Source organism: Leptospirales bacterium, from assembly GCA_019694655.1.
Classification (GTDB): domain Bacteria; phylum Spirochaetota; class Leptospiria; order Leptospirales; family Leptonemataceae; genus SSF53.
This window is the reverse complement of record JAIBBN010000002.1, coordinates 79287-95871: the sequence shown is the minus strand read 5'-3', so window position 1 is coordinate 95871 and position 16585 is coordinate 79287. Positions and strand designations below refer to the sequence as shown.

Annotated in this window: 13 protein-coding genes; 9 read left to right on the top strand and 4 right to left on the bottom strand. The window is 59.1% G+C overall.

All coding sequences use genetic code 11. The features are described 5' to 3' along the window. Positions 1-62: 62 nt before the first annotated feature. Positions 63-1562 (top strand): glycerol kinase GlpK, encoded by a 1500-nt coding sequence (gene glpK / locus K1X75_03665; protein MBX7057139.1) that lies wholly within the window; start codon positions 63-65, stop codon positions 1560-1562. A 2-nt stretch (positions 1563-1564) separates the two neighbouring features. Next, positions 1565-2743, top strand: a complete 1179-nt coding sequence (locus tag K1X75_03660) for a class I SAM-dependent rRNA methyltransferase (protein ID MBX7057138.1) — start codon at positions 1565-1567, stop codon at positions 2741-2743. On the opposite strand, the gene K1X75_03655 is transcribed toward K1X75_03660, so the two are convergent. Beyond that, on the bottom strand, positions 2731-4347 hold the full coding sequence (locus tag K1X75_03655; protein MBX7057137.1) for a histidine kinase: 1617 nt from the start codon (positions 4345-4347) through the stop codon (positions 2731-2733). The genes K1X75_03660 and K1X75_03655 overlap by 13 nt on opposite strands. An 81-nt stretch (positions 4348-4428) precedes the next feature. Between K1X75_03655 and K1X75_03650 the strand changes: the two genes are divergently transcribed. From K1X75_03650 to K1X75_03630, 5 genes are all read left to right on the top strand, one after another. Next, the gene (locus K1X75_03650) at positions 4429-4821 is read left to right on the top strand and encodes a hypothetical protein (protein MBX7057136.1); all 393 of its coding nucleotides are present in this window, start codon (positions 4429-4431) and stop codon (positions 4819-4821) included. Continuing rightward, positions 4751-5935 (top strand): ribosome small subunit-dependent GTPase A, encoded by a 1185-nt coding sequence (gene rsgA / locus K1X75_03645; GenBank protein MBX7057135.1) that lies wholly within the window; start codon positions 4751-4753, stop codon positions 5933-5935. Before K1X75_03650 ends, rsgA begins: the two co-directional genes overlap by 71 nt. Before the next feature lie 50 nt (positions 5936-5985). Beyond that, the gene (locus K1X75_03640) at positions 5986-7917 is read left to right on the top strand and encodes a sensor histidine kinase (GenBank protein ID MBX7057134.1); all 1932 of its coding nucleotides are present in this window, start codon (positions 5986-5988) and stop codon (positions 7915-7917) included. Further along, on the top strand, positions 7914-9986 hold the full coding sequence (locus K1X75_03635) for a 7TM-DISM domain-containing protein (GenBank protein MBX7057133.1): 2073 nt from the start codon (positions 7914-7916) through the stop codon (positions 9984-9986). Before K1X75_03640 ends, K1X75_03635 begins: the two co-directional genes overlap by 4 nt. 93 nt (positions 9987-10079) lie before the next feature. Further along, positions 10080-11348, top strand: coding sequence for a citrate synthase (locus K1X75_03630; GenBank protein MBX7057132.1), 1269 nt, complete (start codon positions 10080-10082; stop codon positions 11346-11348). Positions 11349-11361: 13 nt separating this feature from the next. On the opposite strand, the gene K1X75_03625 is transcribed toward K1X75_03630, so the two are convergent. From K1X75_03625 to K1X75_03615, 3 genes are read right to left on the bottom strand one after another with little or no spacing between them, the layout of a single operon-like run. Beyond that, complete coding sequence (locus tag K1X75_03625) at positions 11362-11781, bottom strand: hypothetical protein (GenBank protein ID MBX7057131.1); 420 nt, start codon at positions 11779-11781, stop codon at positions 11362-11364. Next, complete coding sequence (locus K1X75_03620; protein ID MBX7057130.1) at positions 11778-12302, bottom strand: recombination regulator RecX; 525 nt, start codon at positions 12300-12302, stop codon at positions 11778-11780. The genes K1X75_03625 and K1X75_03620 overlap by 4 nt, the downstream gene beginning before the upstream one ends. Position 12303: 1 nt before the next feature. After that, positions 12304-13086, bottom strand: coding sequence for a class I SAM-dependent methyltransferase (locus K1X75_03615; GenBank protein ID MBX7057129.1), 783 nt, complete (start codon positions 13084-13086; stop codon positions 12304-12306). Positions 13087-13169: 83 nt separating this feature from the next. On the opposite strand from K1X75_03615, the gene K1X75_03610 reads away from it, so the two are divergent. Together K1X75_03610 and K1X75_03605 are read left to right on the top strand one after the other, a co-directional pair. Beyond that, positions 13170-15857 carry a hypothetical protein gene (locus K1X75_03610; GenBank protein ID MBX7057128.1) on the top strand — a complete coding sequence of 896 codons (2688 nt, stop codon included), beginning with the start codon at positions 13170-13172 and terminating at the stop codon, positions 15855-15857. Between the two features lie 8 nt (positions 15858-15865). Then, positions 15866-16486 carry a TetR/AcrR family transcriptional regulator gene (locus K1X75_03605; protein MBX7057127.1) on the top strand — a complete coding sequence of 207 codons (621 nt, stop codon included), beginning with the start codon at positions 15866-15868 and terminating at the stop codon, positions 16484-16486. The last annotated feature ends 99 nt before the right edge of the window (positions 16487-16585 follow it).

The following is a 16585-nucleotide window of genomic DNA, read 5'->3' as shown; positions in this document are numbered from 1 at the left end:
CTTGACCGGCTGCGAATTTCAATTTTTCTTGCGACCCTCGCTGCTGCGCCAGCCCATGCGACATGGGCAAAGAATTCCTCATTGCAATCGATCAAGGCACCACCGGCTCGCGCGTCTATTGCTTTGATAGCAAGGGTCAGGTAATCGCCAGCGCTTACCGCGAGTTTACGCAGCATTTTCCGCGCCCGGGTTGGGTGGAACATGACGCCAATGAAATCTGGTCCGGCGTCGAAGCTCTGATTGGCGAAGCGCTGGGCGCCGGAAAACTTTCGGCAACCGATGCCCTTGGAATTGGGATCACCAACCAGCGAGAAACGACCGTAATCTGGGATCGCCAGAGCGGCGAGCCAATCCACCGCGCTATCGTCTGGCAATGCCGACGCACTGCCGCACGCTGTGAGGAACTCAAGAAGCAGGGACACGAAGAATTGTTCCGAAAGAGGACCGGGCTGGTAATCGACGCCTACTTTTCTGGAACCAAATTCGATTGGATTCTTGAGCGCTGCGATGCGCGCACTCGCGCAGCAAAGGGCGATCTGGCCGGCGGAACGATCGACAGCTGGCTACTCTACAAGCTGAGCGGCGAGCACGCCACCGACTATACCAATGCCAGTCGCACGCTTGCCTTCAATATTGAAAACAAAGCCTGGGACCCGGAGTTGCTTGAGATTTTGCGCCTCCCGGCGGCTATCCTTCCGGAAGTGAAAGCAAGCCGCGGTCGTTTTGGGACGACACGCGGCGTCAAGGGTCTGCCCGATGGCATTCCAATTTATTCTATGATTGGCGACCAGCAGGCCGCCTTGTTCGGCCAATTACGCGTGCATCCGGGCGAGGCCAAGAACACCTATGGCACCGGCTGTTTTCTGCTCTTCAATACCGGCGATCAATACCTGATCAGCAAGTCGGGCCTTCTGACGACGCTGGCCTGCAATCAGGAAGGGCAGGTCTGCTATGCTCTGGAAGGCGCCGTTTTCATCGGCGGCGCTGTAATTCAGTGGCTGCGCGATTTCATGAAATTCTTCAGCAGCGCGCCGCAATCCGAGGATCTGGTGCAGCGAATCGAAAGCACGCAAGATACCGACAGCGTGGTCTTTGTTCCGGCCTTCTCCGGTCTGGGAGCGCCCTACTGGGATATGCAGGCCCGCGGCGCAATCTTCGGGCTTTCCAGGGACACCTCGCCGGCGCGCATCACACGCGCGGCGCTCAAGTCCATTGCCCTGCAAAGTTGCGATCTGGTGCGCGCCATGGAGCAGGACACCGGCAAGAAGATCGAGACGCTGCGCGTAGACGGCGGGGCGACAGCTAACAACTACATGCTGCAGTACCAGGCGGATATTCTGGGAACGCCGGTAGAGCGTCCTGCAAACGTGGATACGACGGCGCTTGGCGCCGCCTACCTGGCAGGGATGGAGGCCGGCGTCTGGAACAGCGCTGCCGAGCTGCTGAAGCTGCAGGCCGATCGACACATCTTCCATCCGGCGATGGACGCCGCAACCCGCGAGCGCGAGCTACGCTACTGGAAGAAGGCAGTGGATCGCGTTCGCAACTGGGTGGACGACTGATCTTGGAGGAACCCGGCGATGCGCCGCCATTGATTTTGCGCCCCGGTCGGGAACGCTCCATCCTCGACCGTCATCCCTGGATATTTTCAGGCGCTGTTCGTCGCTCGCCGCCGGCGGCCGATGGCGCAATCGTCGCCGTTCAAAGCGCAGAAGGCAAGAGCCTCGGCTACGGCTTCTTTCATCCAGAGGCCAGCCTTGCCTGCCGCATGTTCCTTTTTGGCGAAGGGCCCTTGCCGCCAATCAATGAACTCTGGCAATCGCGCCTCACACGGGCGCTACAATTTCGGCAAGCGCAGCCCGATCATCAGCCGCGGGCATTTCGGCTGTGCAATGCAGAGAGCGACGGACTGCCTGGACTGATCGTCGATATCCTGGGCGCCTGCGCCGCCGTTCAGTTTCGCGAAAGCGCGATGATCTCCTGCGCGCAGACGGTGGTCGAATTTCTGCGCGGCGCGCTGGCTATCGATTGCATCCTTGATCGTAGCGGCGAGGAACGGCGGACAGAAAAGCGAACGCAGAGTCTGTTTGGCCCGACGCCCGACGAAATCGTGATCGAAGAAAACGGCTTCCGCTATTTGTTGGATCTTCTGCACACCCAGAAAACCGGTTTCTACCTGGACCAGAAGGAAAATCGAAAAATCTTTGAGCGTTATGCCTCGGGGCGGAGAACCCTGGATGCCTTTTGCTACTCCGGCAGTTTCAGCCTGCATGCGCTGCGCGGCGGGGCCAGTGCAGCGCTCTCTCTGGATGCTTCGCCGCGGGCCCTGGAAGACTGCCAGCGCAACGTCCGGGAGAACTTTGGCGATGAAAGTCGCCACCACGTGGTCCGCGCCGACGCCCTGGCCTGGCTGCGCGAGTCGGCCGAGTCCTTTGATTTGATCTCGCTTGATCCGCCGGCCTTCGCCAGAACGCGGGCGGCGCTCGATCAAGCGTTGCGCGGTTATCGTGAAATCAATCTGCAGGCGCTGCGCAGGCTGGCGCCCGGCGGCTTTCTGTTCACCTATTCCTGTTCGCAGTACGTGACGCCGGATCTCTTTCAGAAGGTATTGTTTCAGGCGGCGCGCGATTCCGGACGCGAGGCGCGCGTAATACAGCGGCTGACCGCCGCAGCGGATCATCCTTTCAGTCTTTTTCACCCGGAGGGAGAATACCTCAAAGGCCTTCTGATTCAAGTCGACTGATTGGCAGAGGACGCAGCCGGCAGGCTGACAATGAATTCGGCGCCGGCGCCTGGCGTTGAACGCGCTTCAATCCGTCCCTTGTGCTTCTCGACGATGCCCTTGACAATACCAAGTCCCAGTCCGCTGCCCTCGCCTTGATCCTTGGTTGTGAAAAAGGGATCCCAGATTCGCGAGAGAATATCCGGCGCAATTCCAGGACCGTTGTCGGCAATACTGACCTGGACAGCGGACGCGCCCCACAATTGTGCTTCGCGGGTTGTTATCACAATGGTTGCGTCGCGGGCGCCTTTCAATGCCTGGTAAGCGTTGGTCAGGAGGTTCGTCCAAACCTGGTTCAGTTCGTCCGGATTGCCGGAGACCAGCGGAACTTCGCTGAAGTGGCGTTCCAGCTGCACGGTCCCGCGCATTACGCTGCCAACAATTACCAGGGTGTTTTCAATGCCATCGTGGATATCGATGTCCAACTGAGCGCTTTGATCCAGATGCGAGTAATGCTTCAGCGCCCGCACAATGCGACTGACACTGCGCACGGCGCGCGAACTGTTATCCAGATTGCGCGCGGCGTGAACCGCTTCGGCCAGCAGTGCATAGAGACGCGAACATTCATCATCGCTGGCGCCGGACAATGCCGCCTGTAGAGCGGCAATCAAATCCGACTGCAGCAAGGCATCAAACGTATTGGGGTCGCCGCCGGCGGCGGCGCTGAGTCCGCTTTCCACAAAAAGCGCCGAAAATTCTGCGGCGCGCGGCAAGGCCGCCTGCTGCAGCAGTGCGCTCAATTCGCGTTTGCGCCGGAAAGCGTCGCGCGGCGCACGCAGCTCGCCCTGGGCCATCGCCGCCGCCAGACGTATGGCGCGAAAGCTCTGCGTTCGGCGATCTTCACTGAAGCTCTCGCTCAGATGCAGGGCGCCATCAATGATACGATCCAGGTTCTTACGCAGATTCTCCAGGCCGCCTTGAATGACGCTGGCAGGCGTGTTGATCTCGTGCGCCACGCCTGCCGACATGACGCCCAGCATTGCCATTTTTTCTGATTGCACCAGCTGCGATTGCGCTGTCTCCAATTCGCGAGTGCGCTCCCGCACCTTTTCTTCCAGGTGACCGAGAATTCCCTCCAGCCGGGCGTAGAGAATCGAGTTGGAAAGCGCCATTGCAGCCAGCGATCGCCCCTCGGTAATTGCCGCTTCCAGACGCTGGCGCGTCTCTTCGACGATGATTTCGGCTTTCAACTGCAGGAAGACTGCGCCAACCAGGGACTGATTGAGCGCCAGGGGCAGCACCAGATCGGCCTGCAACGCATCCATAAAGCGCAATGCATCCTGGGCGCTGCAGCCGGCGGACCACGGAAGGCTATCAATCTGGCCGCGCCAGTAGATCCGATCGTCATCTGAAATATGCAGCAGAAACGGATCAAAAACCATGAAGCGATGGACAGGCGCAGAACCCTCCGGAAAAACCTCGAAGGCGCCGCTGCCCTCATCCCAGAGACAGATTCCGCAGCGACGAGCATCGGTTTGCTCTTCCAGGAAACGCAAGAGAATGCCGCAAACCTCGCGCGTCGGCCGTATCTGAATGAGTTCGCGCTTGAACTGATCGAGATTCATTCCGCCATTCCCCTCGGACGCCATGTTGAAAATATGGTTTACAGGATGCAATCCCGGGCCGCAATTCCGAGGCAAAGAACCATGCTCGCCATTTCTCGCAATGTTGCCGCACTTGGCCTGCTTGTCCTGCTGGCCGCTTGCGTCGTCGAGCGACAGCCGCCGGCAGTCTCAATCAGCGGGGGACGGCTGTATCCGCCGCGAGAATTTCTGGGCCGCTGGCAAAGCGCTGATCAGGAGTTGATCTTTCGGCCGCCGCCAGCTCCGGCGCTGGAACGCCGCCAGGGTTCTCAATCGCTGGTTTTTGATATCGTCAGCATGCGCCGGCGCAGCGACGGCGCCTGGCTGCTGCAGTTGAATCCGGCTGGCGAGGGCGGAGTTCCGGAAGAACGAATCCTTGAATTGGATGCAGGCGCGCTGCGCGAGCTACGAACTGATGACCTACCGCGGCGATGGACGCGAGCGCCCGATGAGTGATCCATTGGCGCTGATCAGCTGCGTCTACGGGGCCTACTATTCCCTGCTGTGCCTGCCAGAATTGACGACCGAGTACCGAGCTCGCCCGCGGGGGCGTTTGCGTTTGCCCCATGCCGAACGGGAATCGCGCGCTGACTTTCGCGAACGTCACCGTCTGGCAGTTGGCGATGAAGTACGCTATGCGCTGCCGCCAGGGGAGAAGGAAGCCTGGATTACAGATTTGCTGCCGCGGCGCAACGTTCTTTATCGCGGCGCCGGTCGCGAGCTGCAGTCGCTTGGCGCCAATCTGGATCTGGCGCTGGTTGTGCTCAGCCTGGCGAGTCCGCCGCCACGCTGGGGATTCGTGGATCGTTTCCTGGCCTCTGCCAGCGAAGCGGGCGTGCCGGCTGGCATTGTATTCACCAAGACCGATCAGATCGCCGAAGATTCGCCGGACATTGAGGTCATGATTGAGGTTTACCGCAAACTTTGCTATCCAGTTTGGCGACTTGATGCGCGCGGCGGCGCGCAGTGGCAGCCAGTGCTCGAAGAGCTTAAGTCCCGTCTTTGCAATTGCACTACGCTTTTGGCCGGACACTCCGGCGCTGGCAAATCAACGTTGCTGAATAGCCTCGCAGGACGACCGCTGCAACGCATCGGCGAAATCAGTGCGGCCACCGGCAAAGGTCGACATACCACGACCAACGCGGCGCTGCATCTCTTTGACCGCTGTCGCCTGATTGATACGCCGGGGGTTCGCGAGTGGGGCATCCACCATCTGAGCCGTGAGCAGATTCTGCTGAGTTTTCCAGAACTCCGCTCCCTCGCTGATGAATGCGAATTCCACGATTGTCAACACCTGCCGGAATCGCGGGGCTGTCAGTTGCAGCAGCGATTGCAACTCTCGCGCCAGCGAGCGCTGGATTACTATCAGGATCCTGAGCGCGAGGATGCCGCGCTCGAGCAAAGCCTGCCGCCCTTTGAGGCGGAGTTGGTTCACCCGGAGCGCTACCACTCGCTGGCGCTGATGCTATCGAATCACGGATTGATCGACCGTATCCGGATGGGCGACTACATTCGGGCCACCGGCCGGGTGCGCAGCGGCAAACTGCGCGGATTCCAGGGCGGCGAATAAGCGGCGGACGATCAAAAATGCACCCTCGCCCAACCGATAATGGACAGGCAATGCCCCGCTGTCGCTCAGCATCCTTGCCAGGCGGACCGCTGACGTGGCTCCTGGCCCTGGCGGCGCTCTGTGCAGCGCCAGTTGGCCTATCCGCTGCTTGCCCCGAGGCGCAGTTGAGCGACGGTCAAAGCGCACTCTCTCTTGCCGGCGCATGGCGCTTGCAGAGCGCACCGGGCGCCCAGGAAATTCCGGCAGACTGGACGCGCGTCGAATTCGACGATAGCGCCTGGCGCCTGGCGGCCGCACCCGCCGATTTCCGGGCGTTGAAACTCAAACCGCCGGCCCAGGGACTCAGCGTCTTCTTACGCTGCCGCATCCAGCTTGCCGGACCGCCTCCCGCAGGCGCCGCCCTGTTCCTGGATTCAATCGAAGAGGCCGACGCCGTGTTCTTCAATGGCGTTCAGGTTGGCGAAACAGGATCGCTTGCCGGACGTCGCGTTGATATTGAGCGCCGACGATTGTACGCCCTGCCCGCTACGCTCTGGCAAGAAGGACCGAACGTGATTGCCATTCGGGTTTTTGCGACGACTGGCGACGGCGGGCTGCGCTTCGAACCACGTCTCGTAGATCAGCTGTCCCAGGCAAAAACTCTGGCGCTTCGCGACCTGCCGACTATTGTCTTCAGCTGGAGCTACGTGCTGGTGGCAGCCTTCTTTGGGTTGTTCTATTTGTTTTTCTGGAGGCAGCAGGCCAATCTCTATTTCGCACTCTTCTCCCTCTCGCTTGGGATGTACAATTTGATTCGTACGCAAATCCGCTACGAGTGGTTTGATAGCTTCGTTGCATCCTACAAGACGGAGCTGGCGCTGTTGTTCTCTTTGCCGGTATTTTTTCTGGAGTACCTGCATCATGCAACAAATGCGCGGCGCAAATTGCCGGTCCTGGCGCTGTATGGCGCCTACGCACTGCTCCTCACCGGCGATCTTCTGTTTGGCGCCAGCGCCCGCGCGTGGAAACTCCTGATCAATATCAATCTCGTTTTGATTGTCGCCGCGCTGGCGCTGACTGCGTGGACCTTCTTGCGCAATTATGCTGCGCACCGCGATCGGCTGCGCTTTTTGCTGGTTGGATTTGTTGTGCTGCTGCCAGTAGTTGTCTGGGACATTTTGTCCACGCTCAATATTCACCCCTATCCCAGGCTCTTGGTATACGGCTTTGCCGCTTTCTTGCTCTTTGCATCGTTGCAGCTTTCGGATACGATACTGCAGCTCTACGGCAATATCAAGGAGCAGGAGCAAGAGTTGCGGCTGCTGGAAAAACGGAAGACGCGATCCATATTCAACATATCAAGCGAGTTTACGGCCATACTCAGCGGACTGCGCGAAGGTCTGGGCGCCGAGGAATCGTCAAGGAAACGTGGAAATCGAAGCGGCGCTCACGATCGACTGCGCTCTTCAGCGCTGAACCTGGACAACCTGGTTCAGGACAGTCGACTTCTTCATTTGCTGGAATCCGGAGAGTACCATCCGCGGCTCGGCCGCTTCAGCCTGAACAAACTCGTCGCGGAGCAGATTGCCCGGGCCTTGCTGGCGACTGAGCAACCGCAGAGCCGAATTCGAAGCAAACTGCCCGATGAAGAAAACGAGGCGGAAAGCGACGCCGAGCTGCTGGCCGCCGCGCTCTACCACCTGGTGGAAAATGCGCTGCTGTATTCCACGGGCAAAGTTGAGGTCGGCGCGGAGCGCATCGGCGGCCAGCTATTGCTGCAGGTGCGCGATGAAGGTCCAGGCATGAACGCACATCAGCAGCAGGCGGTATTTCAGAAATTTGTCCGCAATACTCCAGACGATGACTCTGCGCCTCCCGGTAGCGGCGTCGGTCTGACCATTGTCCGTGAAATTGCTGATGTTCTTGAGGGAGAAATCAAGCTCGAGGGCGGCGGCTACTTTTCAACCCTGACCCTGCGCGTTCCGGAGAAACAGGCGCGATGAGCCCAAGGCGGCTGCTCCTCGTTGCGGCGCTGACCTTCTATGCCGGCGGCGCCCTGCAGGCGGACGATCGTTATCGCGTCGAGCTCAACGATTGGCGTTTTTTAGACCATGACCTGCCGGGCGCCAGCGACCCGAGCCTGGATGATCGCGGCTGGAAGCAAATTCATCTGCCGGCCAATTTGGCCCGCGCCGGCGCACGTTCCGGGCAGCCGCTGTGGCTGCGCTGCGAGCTCTCCTTGAGCGCGCCCCGCGACGTAAATCTTGCGTTGCACCTGGGACCGGTCTACGATACGGACGAAGTCTACTTGAATGGACAATTGATTGGCAGCGCCGCACAGTCGGGCCTGCGCGGATACGGTCGCCCCCGTCTCTACGGGCTTCCCGCAGTTCTGCTGCAGAGCGGACGGAATGTTCTAGCCATCAAGATTCAAGGACAGTTTTCGAATAGCCTGGGTCTGCGAGGCGCTCCGGTAATCGACGAGACCGAAAGTGCGCAGTGGAATTTCTGGCGCTCCCAGATCCAGCTGTTGACCTTCGCCGGACTGTATCTAGCGGTTGGGATATTTTTTTCAGTCTTGCACTTCAAACTGCCGGAGTTGCGCGAGTTTCGCTGGTTTGGCATTCTCGCAGCGCTTCTCGGATTGCAGCAATTTTTGGTCAACGAATCCCGCTTCAGTCTGTGGGACTCCTTCCTCACTTTCAAGCTGCTGGAACAGCTTTGCTATGTCGCCAGCCCGCTGGTTTACTTTCTTTTTCACATCAGCTTTTTCAAGGCGCAAGCCATCGTCATCGGCTTCGGCGAGCGGCGCGTGGAATTTCGGCCGCGGACGCCTGGACTGATCTACGCTTTGATCAGCGGCGCGGCGGCGGCGGCCATTCTTCTGACCATGAACCCGGTGCGCTGGGATGGTATCATTTCCGTCTGGTTTCCTTTGAATCTGCCCTTTTTTGTCTACTTTGCAGGAGATGCTTTTGCCAGGGCATTAAAAAGGCTGCAGCGCGATGCCATCCTTCTGTCTCTGGCGCTGGCAGTGATGATGCTGGCCACCGTGCACTTTTTTGCGGTGGAACGCGGGCTTGTCGAAGGCCCGCACTATTTCAGCGAAGGCGTTCTCAGTTTTATTCTGATCACCGCCTTTGCCTTAACCTACCGCCTGATTGATTTGCAGATGGAAGTCGATCGACGCAGCCGACGTCTGGACTCCGTCAATGCCCTGCGCGACAGGGTCTTCGCCTACATCTTCACTTTTGTACGCAATCCAGCGCGCGAGCTGATAGCTGGCATCCAGCAGGCGCTGCAATCAGTGGACGATCGCCGCAGCTGGAATGAAAAAAGCGCAACGCTGAGCGCTGCAGTAGACGATCTGCAGAGCAACCTGGATGATATCCTGGAACTTTCGCGCCTGGAAGTGATTTCCGAGCCGGAATTCCTGGAAAAGGTGAACTTTCGTGACTTTATTACGGCAGTGATTCCACAGGGAGTCATCACGCACCATGTAAAGGTGCACCCTGCCATTGTCTTGAACACCAGCCTTGAGCTGGTCAATTCGCTGGTCATTCGACTGATTGACTTTCCTGGCTTTAAGGACTATCGCAACATCGATTTGATCATCACCTCCGACCTCAAGGCTCATGTTCACTTTCGATTCATGCTCTTCCACAATAACGTAAAGCAAACCCGTCACCTCTATGACATTCTTACTGATCCGGCAGTGGAGCGCGGACAGCTATGGGTGAAGTGGGCGATCGTTCGCGAGATCATCCGAATCCTTGCCGGGCAAATGGAGGTCAGCATTATCAACCGAAAATTCCTGCGCATCGACATTGAGCTGACCGGCGAATTGCCGGACGCCCTCCCTGGCGAAAGTCGGCAGGCCGTGGATCAAATCTTCATTCGACCTCGCCAGAGCGATTCGCTTTCTCCGGCCGGAACTCCAGAAGCGCTGGCTTTGAGTTCCGCGAGGGGTTCCGGCGGGCAGGCCTCGCCTCCCCTGCCTCGATTTCACGCGCGTATGACCATGGGCGAGCTGGGCGCTTATCTGCGCGCGCGCTTTGCGCGTCGTCGCTAAGCGCCAGAGGCCCCGGGCTCTGGATTTCGATTGACCTCGCCCGTTGCAGGCAGCGGCCATGCTGCCATGCAGTCTCGTCGCGCCACACTTACCATGGACGGGAAGTCCTATGAATTTCCCATTGTGGAATCGGTTGCTGGTCCGGGAGGCATCGATTTCAGCGAACTGTTCACACAAAGCGGCCGCTATTCCTACGATCCTTCACTCAACAGCACCGCCGTTACGCAAAGTTCAATCACCTGGGTTGATCCGTCGGGAAAGCTGCACTATCGCGGCTACGATGTTGCTGACCTTGTGGAGCGCTCTTCTTTTGTCGAAACCTCCTATTTGCTGGCCGGCGGCGAGCTGCCCAGTGAAGCGGAATACGAAGAGTACTCGCGCTCATTGTCGCGGCATTCGATGATCCATGAATCGATGCGCAACTTTTTCGACGCCTTTCCGGGCGATGCGCACCCGCTGGCAATCCTGGCTACGATGGTAACCGCGCTTTCCAGCTACTACCCGCACAGCTACGAGGACCACTTCAAGATGGGCATTGACGTCAAGGCGCGTCTGCTGGCAAAAGTGCGCACCCTGGCCGCCTGGGCCTACAAGAAATCCATCGGGCAGCCCGTCATCTATCCCCGCGATGAATTGCCCTACTGCTCCAACTTCCTGAACATGATGTTTGCCGTTCCCTCCGGCGATACGCAGGTCGCTCCCGAAGATGAACGCATCCTGAATCAAATCTTGATATTGTACAGCGACCATGAGCAAAACGTCGCCACCTCCACCGTCGTCATGGTCGGCAGCACGCGCGCCAATCTGTTTGTTTCTATCAATGCCGGCATCTCCGCCATCTGGGGTCAGCGCGAGGCCAACTATCGCATGCTGCCGCGCCCAATGCTGCAGCATATGATCAGCAATGGACTGACGGCGGAGCGCTACTTCGAACCCTTCCTGCGCGGAGAAGAGCGACTGCAATCGCCGGCCTTTGGGCACCGCAAGTACCGCATTGAAGATCCGCGCGCGATCCTCAGCCGTCGTCTCTTCAAAGAATATATTGCCAGTCATCCAAGAGCCAGCAGCGATCCAATCATCCAAAAGGCGCTGGAAGTTGAATCGTATATGCTGGGTCATCCCTTCTTTCAGAAGATGAAGCTATATCCGAATCTTGATTTCTATTCGGCGATGATCTTCCACCTGCTTGGCATTCCGCCCAACATGAACAATGTGATTCGCGTCATCGGCAAGATGAGCGGTTGGCTGGCACACTGGCAGGAACAGCGTCAAAACGAACAAAAGGGCATGCGTCCACAGCAGATCTACAGTGGATCGATGCCGCGAACCTATCCCGCAGATCGTCCGCGCTTGCGCCCCTGATGCAAATGTAGCCTCAGCTACCGGCGCCGCCGCGATTGCGTCGGAACAATCCAAACAGCTTGCTCAGGATCGGGATGTGGATGCCAAGGCGCTCCAGTGCATACAAGAAGACGCCAAAGAACACTCCGTCATCTACCAGACCAAGTCCCATCATCGGGATCAAGGCGTCAGTTGGATCAGGGAAGACGACGTAAGCGCCAGATAGAATCGCCACAAGGATCCAGAGTATTTTTCCGGCGCGTCCAAGGCGCCTGGGGTCGCGAGCAAGCGCGGTAGCTGTTGCTCCAGCGGCGGCCGCAGCGCCGCCGGCTGCCGCCGGCAGTGAAGACCCCGCCGGCACATCCATTGTGCCGCTGCCGGGGCCTTGCGATCCGGGCCCCGGGCCGGGACGCCCTGTCTCCGGAGCGCTGGCCGACATTTCGCCTTCCATCATAATTCGTCCTCCGGTTGCTGGCGCCGATTCTGGCGCGCAGCTCGATCGCGCATTGCCGCCGGAAGGCCGTCAAGCGCTTCAATGCCACGAAGATCATTCATCGAAAAACCGCGCCGCATCAGGCGTCCCACCAGTTTCAGCGGATCCCTCGCCTGCCGCGCGGCCTTCAACGCGGCCTTCTGGGCTGCAAGCTGAATCGCCTCCGGTCCCAGATCGCGCAGACATTCATCCACTACTGCGCGTTCCACTTTCAGTTTGTGCAAATCATCGCGTATAAAGGCCGGACCATATCCGTTGTCCAGACGGTAGCGAACGCGATTGGCCGTAAAACGCCGATCATTGATCATCCCTTCGCTGGCCAGATAGTCAATGATGCGATCCCGCTCCTCTGCTTCGCATAGCTTACGCAGTCGCAGACGATCGCGCACTTCGCCGCTGCTGCGCTCGCGGACCGCCAGGTACGGCTCCAGCCTGGGCAGAACACGTTCGAGCAGCTCCTTCAATCCCGGATCGAACAGCACCTCAACTCTCCTCGCGCAGAAAGTGAAAGTTCCAGAGCGAATCTCGGACGCCCGGCGGTCGCTTGCTGTAGTCTCCCTCGCGCAGCGCCAGACGCAGGCCGGCGGCGCCGGCAGCCGCGATCAACTCTGCCGGGTCTATGAAACGTTGTCGGTGCTGTTCGACGATCAGGCGACCATCATTGGTGCGCATGCGCAAGGTCGATATGAGCTCGTTACTGGCGCTCAGGTAACGATTGGACCAGCGCAGCGAAATTCCGCGGATGCGGCGACGGATCAGACGGCCGTCAAACCAATCGCGCATATTGGAAAGCGTGGCCAGGTCGACCGAATAGAGGCCCCCTGCCGGCAGCAGTCGAGCAACCTCAACCATTGCCTGTTTCAGTTCTGCTGCGCTGAGGTAGTTCAGACTGTCGTGGCAGCAAGTGATGCGGTCAAAGCTTCTGGCGGCAAAAGGCGTCGGACCACAAAGCGAGGCCACTTCAATGCGGGTCAGCGGCAGGCGCCGACGGGCCACGGCGGCCATTTGCGGCGCGCCATCGACGCCGGCAAATCGACCCGGACGGCGCAACAATTGAGCCAGCAGCAGGCCGGTTCCACAGGCCAGGTCGAGGTTGTTTTCTGGACGACGCCCAAGCAGACGCCAGGCGCACTCATCAAGATAATCGGCCCACTGCTCATAGGGCACGTGGTCCATGCAGGCATCGTAGATGCTGGCAAACAACGAATAGGGCGCCTGGGACAGGCCGCCTGGCTTCCCCTGAAGGCTCCGTTTTTTTGTTGTCATCGGGCGCACGGCTGCTATATACGTGGGAATTTAATGCGACATAATCCGCTTGGCCTGACGCCCGCTTCCGCTCGGAAATCCTGATGGAATACTTCCTCATCGCAATCAGTTTTCTCGCCTCCCTGGCCTTTGCCCTGGCTTTGCGGCGGCTGGACCGGCCGGCAGGTCGCGGCAACAATCTGCGCCGTTTAGGAGAGCTCCAGGAGCACAATCTCGATGCGGTGGCAGCCCGACACGTCCAGAGCATCCGCGACGCTTCGCTGGAATTTGAATTGCTGCTGCGTCAGAGCCGCCAGACTCAAGAGGAATTGCGCGAAACCTACGAAGGCTACCGTCACGCGCTGGAGTCGCTGCGTTCCGAGCGCGAAACTGTAGAAACGATCTCTGGCGAGCTGGGTCGCATTGCCGGAAGCGCCCGTCAGGTGGGCGAGCAGGTGCAGGGCCTTGACCGCGGTCTGGAGCGCTTGCAGGAGGCGCGCGACGAGATCGATCGTCTGCATGCTGACCTCGATCACTTTGCAGCAGCGATCTCCGGGCGCCTGGAAGAAGCCGATCAAGACTTGCACGACACTGTGGAGCGTCTGGTCCGTGAGACGGAAGACCGTACCCGCCAGCTGGCTGACAATGCGCGGTCCGCTTTTCAGATCCTGCAGGAAGATCAACGCAAGCTGGGCGAACGTATGGCCGACCAGGCGCGCGATGTGGAACTCTCCTCGGAGCGCGTCGCCACGCTCTCGGCGCGTCTGGATGAGCAATGGATCAGCGAGGCCGGTCGCGTCGACGAGCGCGCCCAGGAACTGGAACGGCGTCTGCTGGATCGATTGAATGGCCTGGACCTTCGATTGCAGGAGATGCGCACTTCGGCGACCGAATCGATGCAGACCGACATCGCGCGAATTCGCAACGATCTCGATGACTTCAATCTGGCTGCGCTCTCGCGGCGCGACGAAATCCTCAATGAAACGCGTCGCATGGCCGAAGGAATGCAGGACAAGGTAAATCTCTTTCAAGAGAAGTACCTATCCGCCGAAAATCGCCTGATCAAAGAGGCTGAGGAGCACCACGCCGCGCTCGATCAGAAGTACCGCGGCTTTGAGAAGGTCTTTCTTGCCGAGCAAGAGCGCCGCCTCTCCGAACTCCAGACACAAATCGACGAGACGACCGCGGCGCTGGCAACCATCGAACAGAAGGAGCGCGAAGCAATCCAGGGCGCCGGCCAGAACCAGCGCGACGGAATCAAGCGCGAAGCGCGCGAGTTGAGCGCCGCCCTGGAGAAAGAGGCGCTGGAAAGCGAAGAACGGCTTCGATCGGCAGCTCGCGAGGAGGAAAGACGCAGCCAGCAGCAACGCGAGGAAACCGAGGACTTGCGCGAACGGCTGACCATTCTGGGACAGGAGATCAAGGCCACGCTGCGATCGGAGGCGGAACACAATGTTACGCTGCTGCGCGATGCGCGCAAGGCGGAAGAGGAGCGCATTGAGCGCGCACGGACCGATCTACAAAACGCCATCGAAAGCGTACAGAGTCGCGCCGACCGCTTCGTGGAAGAACAGGATGAGCGCATTGCTCGTCTGGGCGAGACCATCGACCAGAAGATCAACCATCAGTTGCTGCTGATGGCCGATCGCGGACAGCTACAAATCAGCGAGCTGGAAAAGCGCACCGGCGCCGCTCTGGAAGACTCGGCGCGGCGAATGGAGCGCGAACTGGATGATGTTCGCAAGCTGCAGGAGGACTTTCTCAGCGAGGTGGACCAGCATCGCTTGCGCCTCGATCGCTTCCAGGAACGACTGCTGGCGGCCGAAAAGGCCCAGCAGCTGGTTGAGCAATTGGACCAGACGATTGAGACACTGAGCGATCGGCTCGCACTGGCGCGCGAAGAAAACTCGCGCATCGACGAATATGTCAAAAACTTTGAATCCTTGCGCATGAGTCGCAAGGAAATCGAGAGCGAGCTGCGCGCCCTGGAGGGTCAACGCGATCGCCTGATGGCGGCCGAACAATCCTTCTTCGAACTGGAACGTCAGATCGACGGCGTAGACCAACGACTGGGCGCCGTCCGACAGGCGGAGGATCTGGCGCGTCAAATTGACAAGCGCGTGCACCAGTTCAATGAGTTCAAGGATTCATTCGAGAAATACTACGGCGAGCTTGGCGAACGACGCCAGTTCGTGGAAAAGTCGCTGCAGCGGATGGAGCAAGCGCACAAACAAAGCGTCCAGTCTGCAGAAGAAGCGCAGCGCCTGCTGGCCTCTGTCGATCGCGCCGATCATCGCCAGTCCGATTTGCAGCAGGGTCTGGCTGAGCTTGAGGCGCGCATCAACGGCCTCAACCGTATGGAAAAAAAGATCGAATTGGTCGAGTCACGCTTCGAGCAAATGGAAGGCCTGTTTGCCGATCTCGGCGAAAAGCAGCGGCAAATTGGCGCAATGGCCGGTCGCGTCGAGGAGATGCGCCTGAGCGGCGAGGAAGTCGGCAAGGAGCTTGGGTCGTTGATTCAGGAAGCCGATGAGAAGATGGATCGCCTGGCGGCGCTCTATCACACTGTTGAATCGGCGGTTGATCAAAGCCTGCACGCCACGGAGGCGCCTGCTGAGGGCCCGCGTCGCAAGCGAAGCCCGGCAGCCGCATCTGTCGCCGACCAAAAACGGAACGGAATCCTCAGTCTCTATATCAATCACAAATGGGACCCTGAATTGATTGCCGAGCGGCTGCGAATCGATCCGGCTATTGTGCGGACAGTGATTGCCAGCCACAACAAGTCTTCTTGAGTGGGACTGTGGGCATTGCCGAGCGCAAGGAACGTGAAAAACAGGAACGACGCAGAGCGATCCTGGACAACGCACGGCAATTGATTCAAGAGAAGCCCTACGAAGATATTACGATGGAGGACCTGGCGCGCCGCCTGGAGCTTTCGCGCGCCACGCTGTACCTCTATTTTCGCAATAAGAATGAAATCTATGCAACGATGCTGGCCGAAGGCCTGCGAGAGCTGGAAGCTGGCTACCAGCGCGTCCTGAGCAGCGCAATCAGCGATCCAATGGACCGTCTGAAGGGCTTTGCGCTGGTATTTTTTGACTTCTATACGCGCAACCACAGCTATTTTGATCTTATTGTAACCAAGCGAAGCGAACTCTTAAAAGACGTCGCCGAGGACACGTTGACCGAATTCGAAAAAGCCGGTCAGTCGGTTATCCAGCCGTTGGTCAATGTCTACCAGGAAGGCGTGCTGTCCGGACGCTTCCCCGCCCATCCGCCGGACAAAATGGCCTGGATGCTGCGCGCCGTTGCCATTGGCTTTGCGGTAGGCATTCGCGAGGGTAAAATCAAATTTCCGGAAGATCTGCCGCTGGCAGAGGAATTGCTGCTCTACGGAATGAGGGGGCGACCCGAAGCCTGAGCGTTGCGAATCGAAATGCTCACAGTCATTCTATGGCAGATCGCTACTGGCGAGTTGCGCCTCCGTGGCGCTCACCCGCGACTAGAGCTGGAAGCGCGC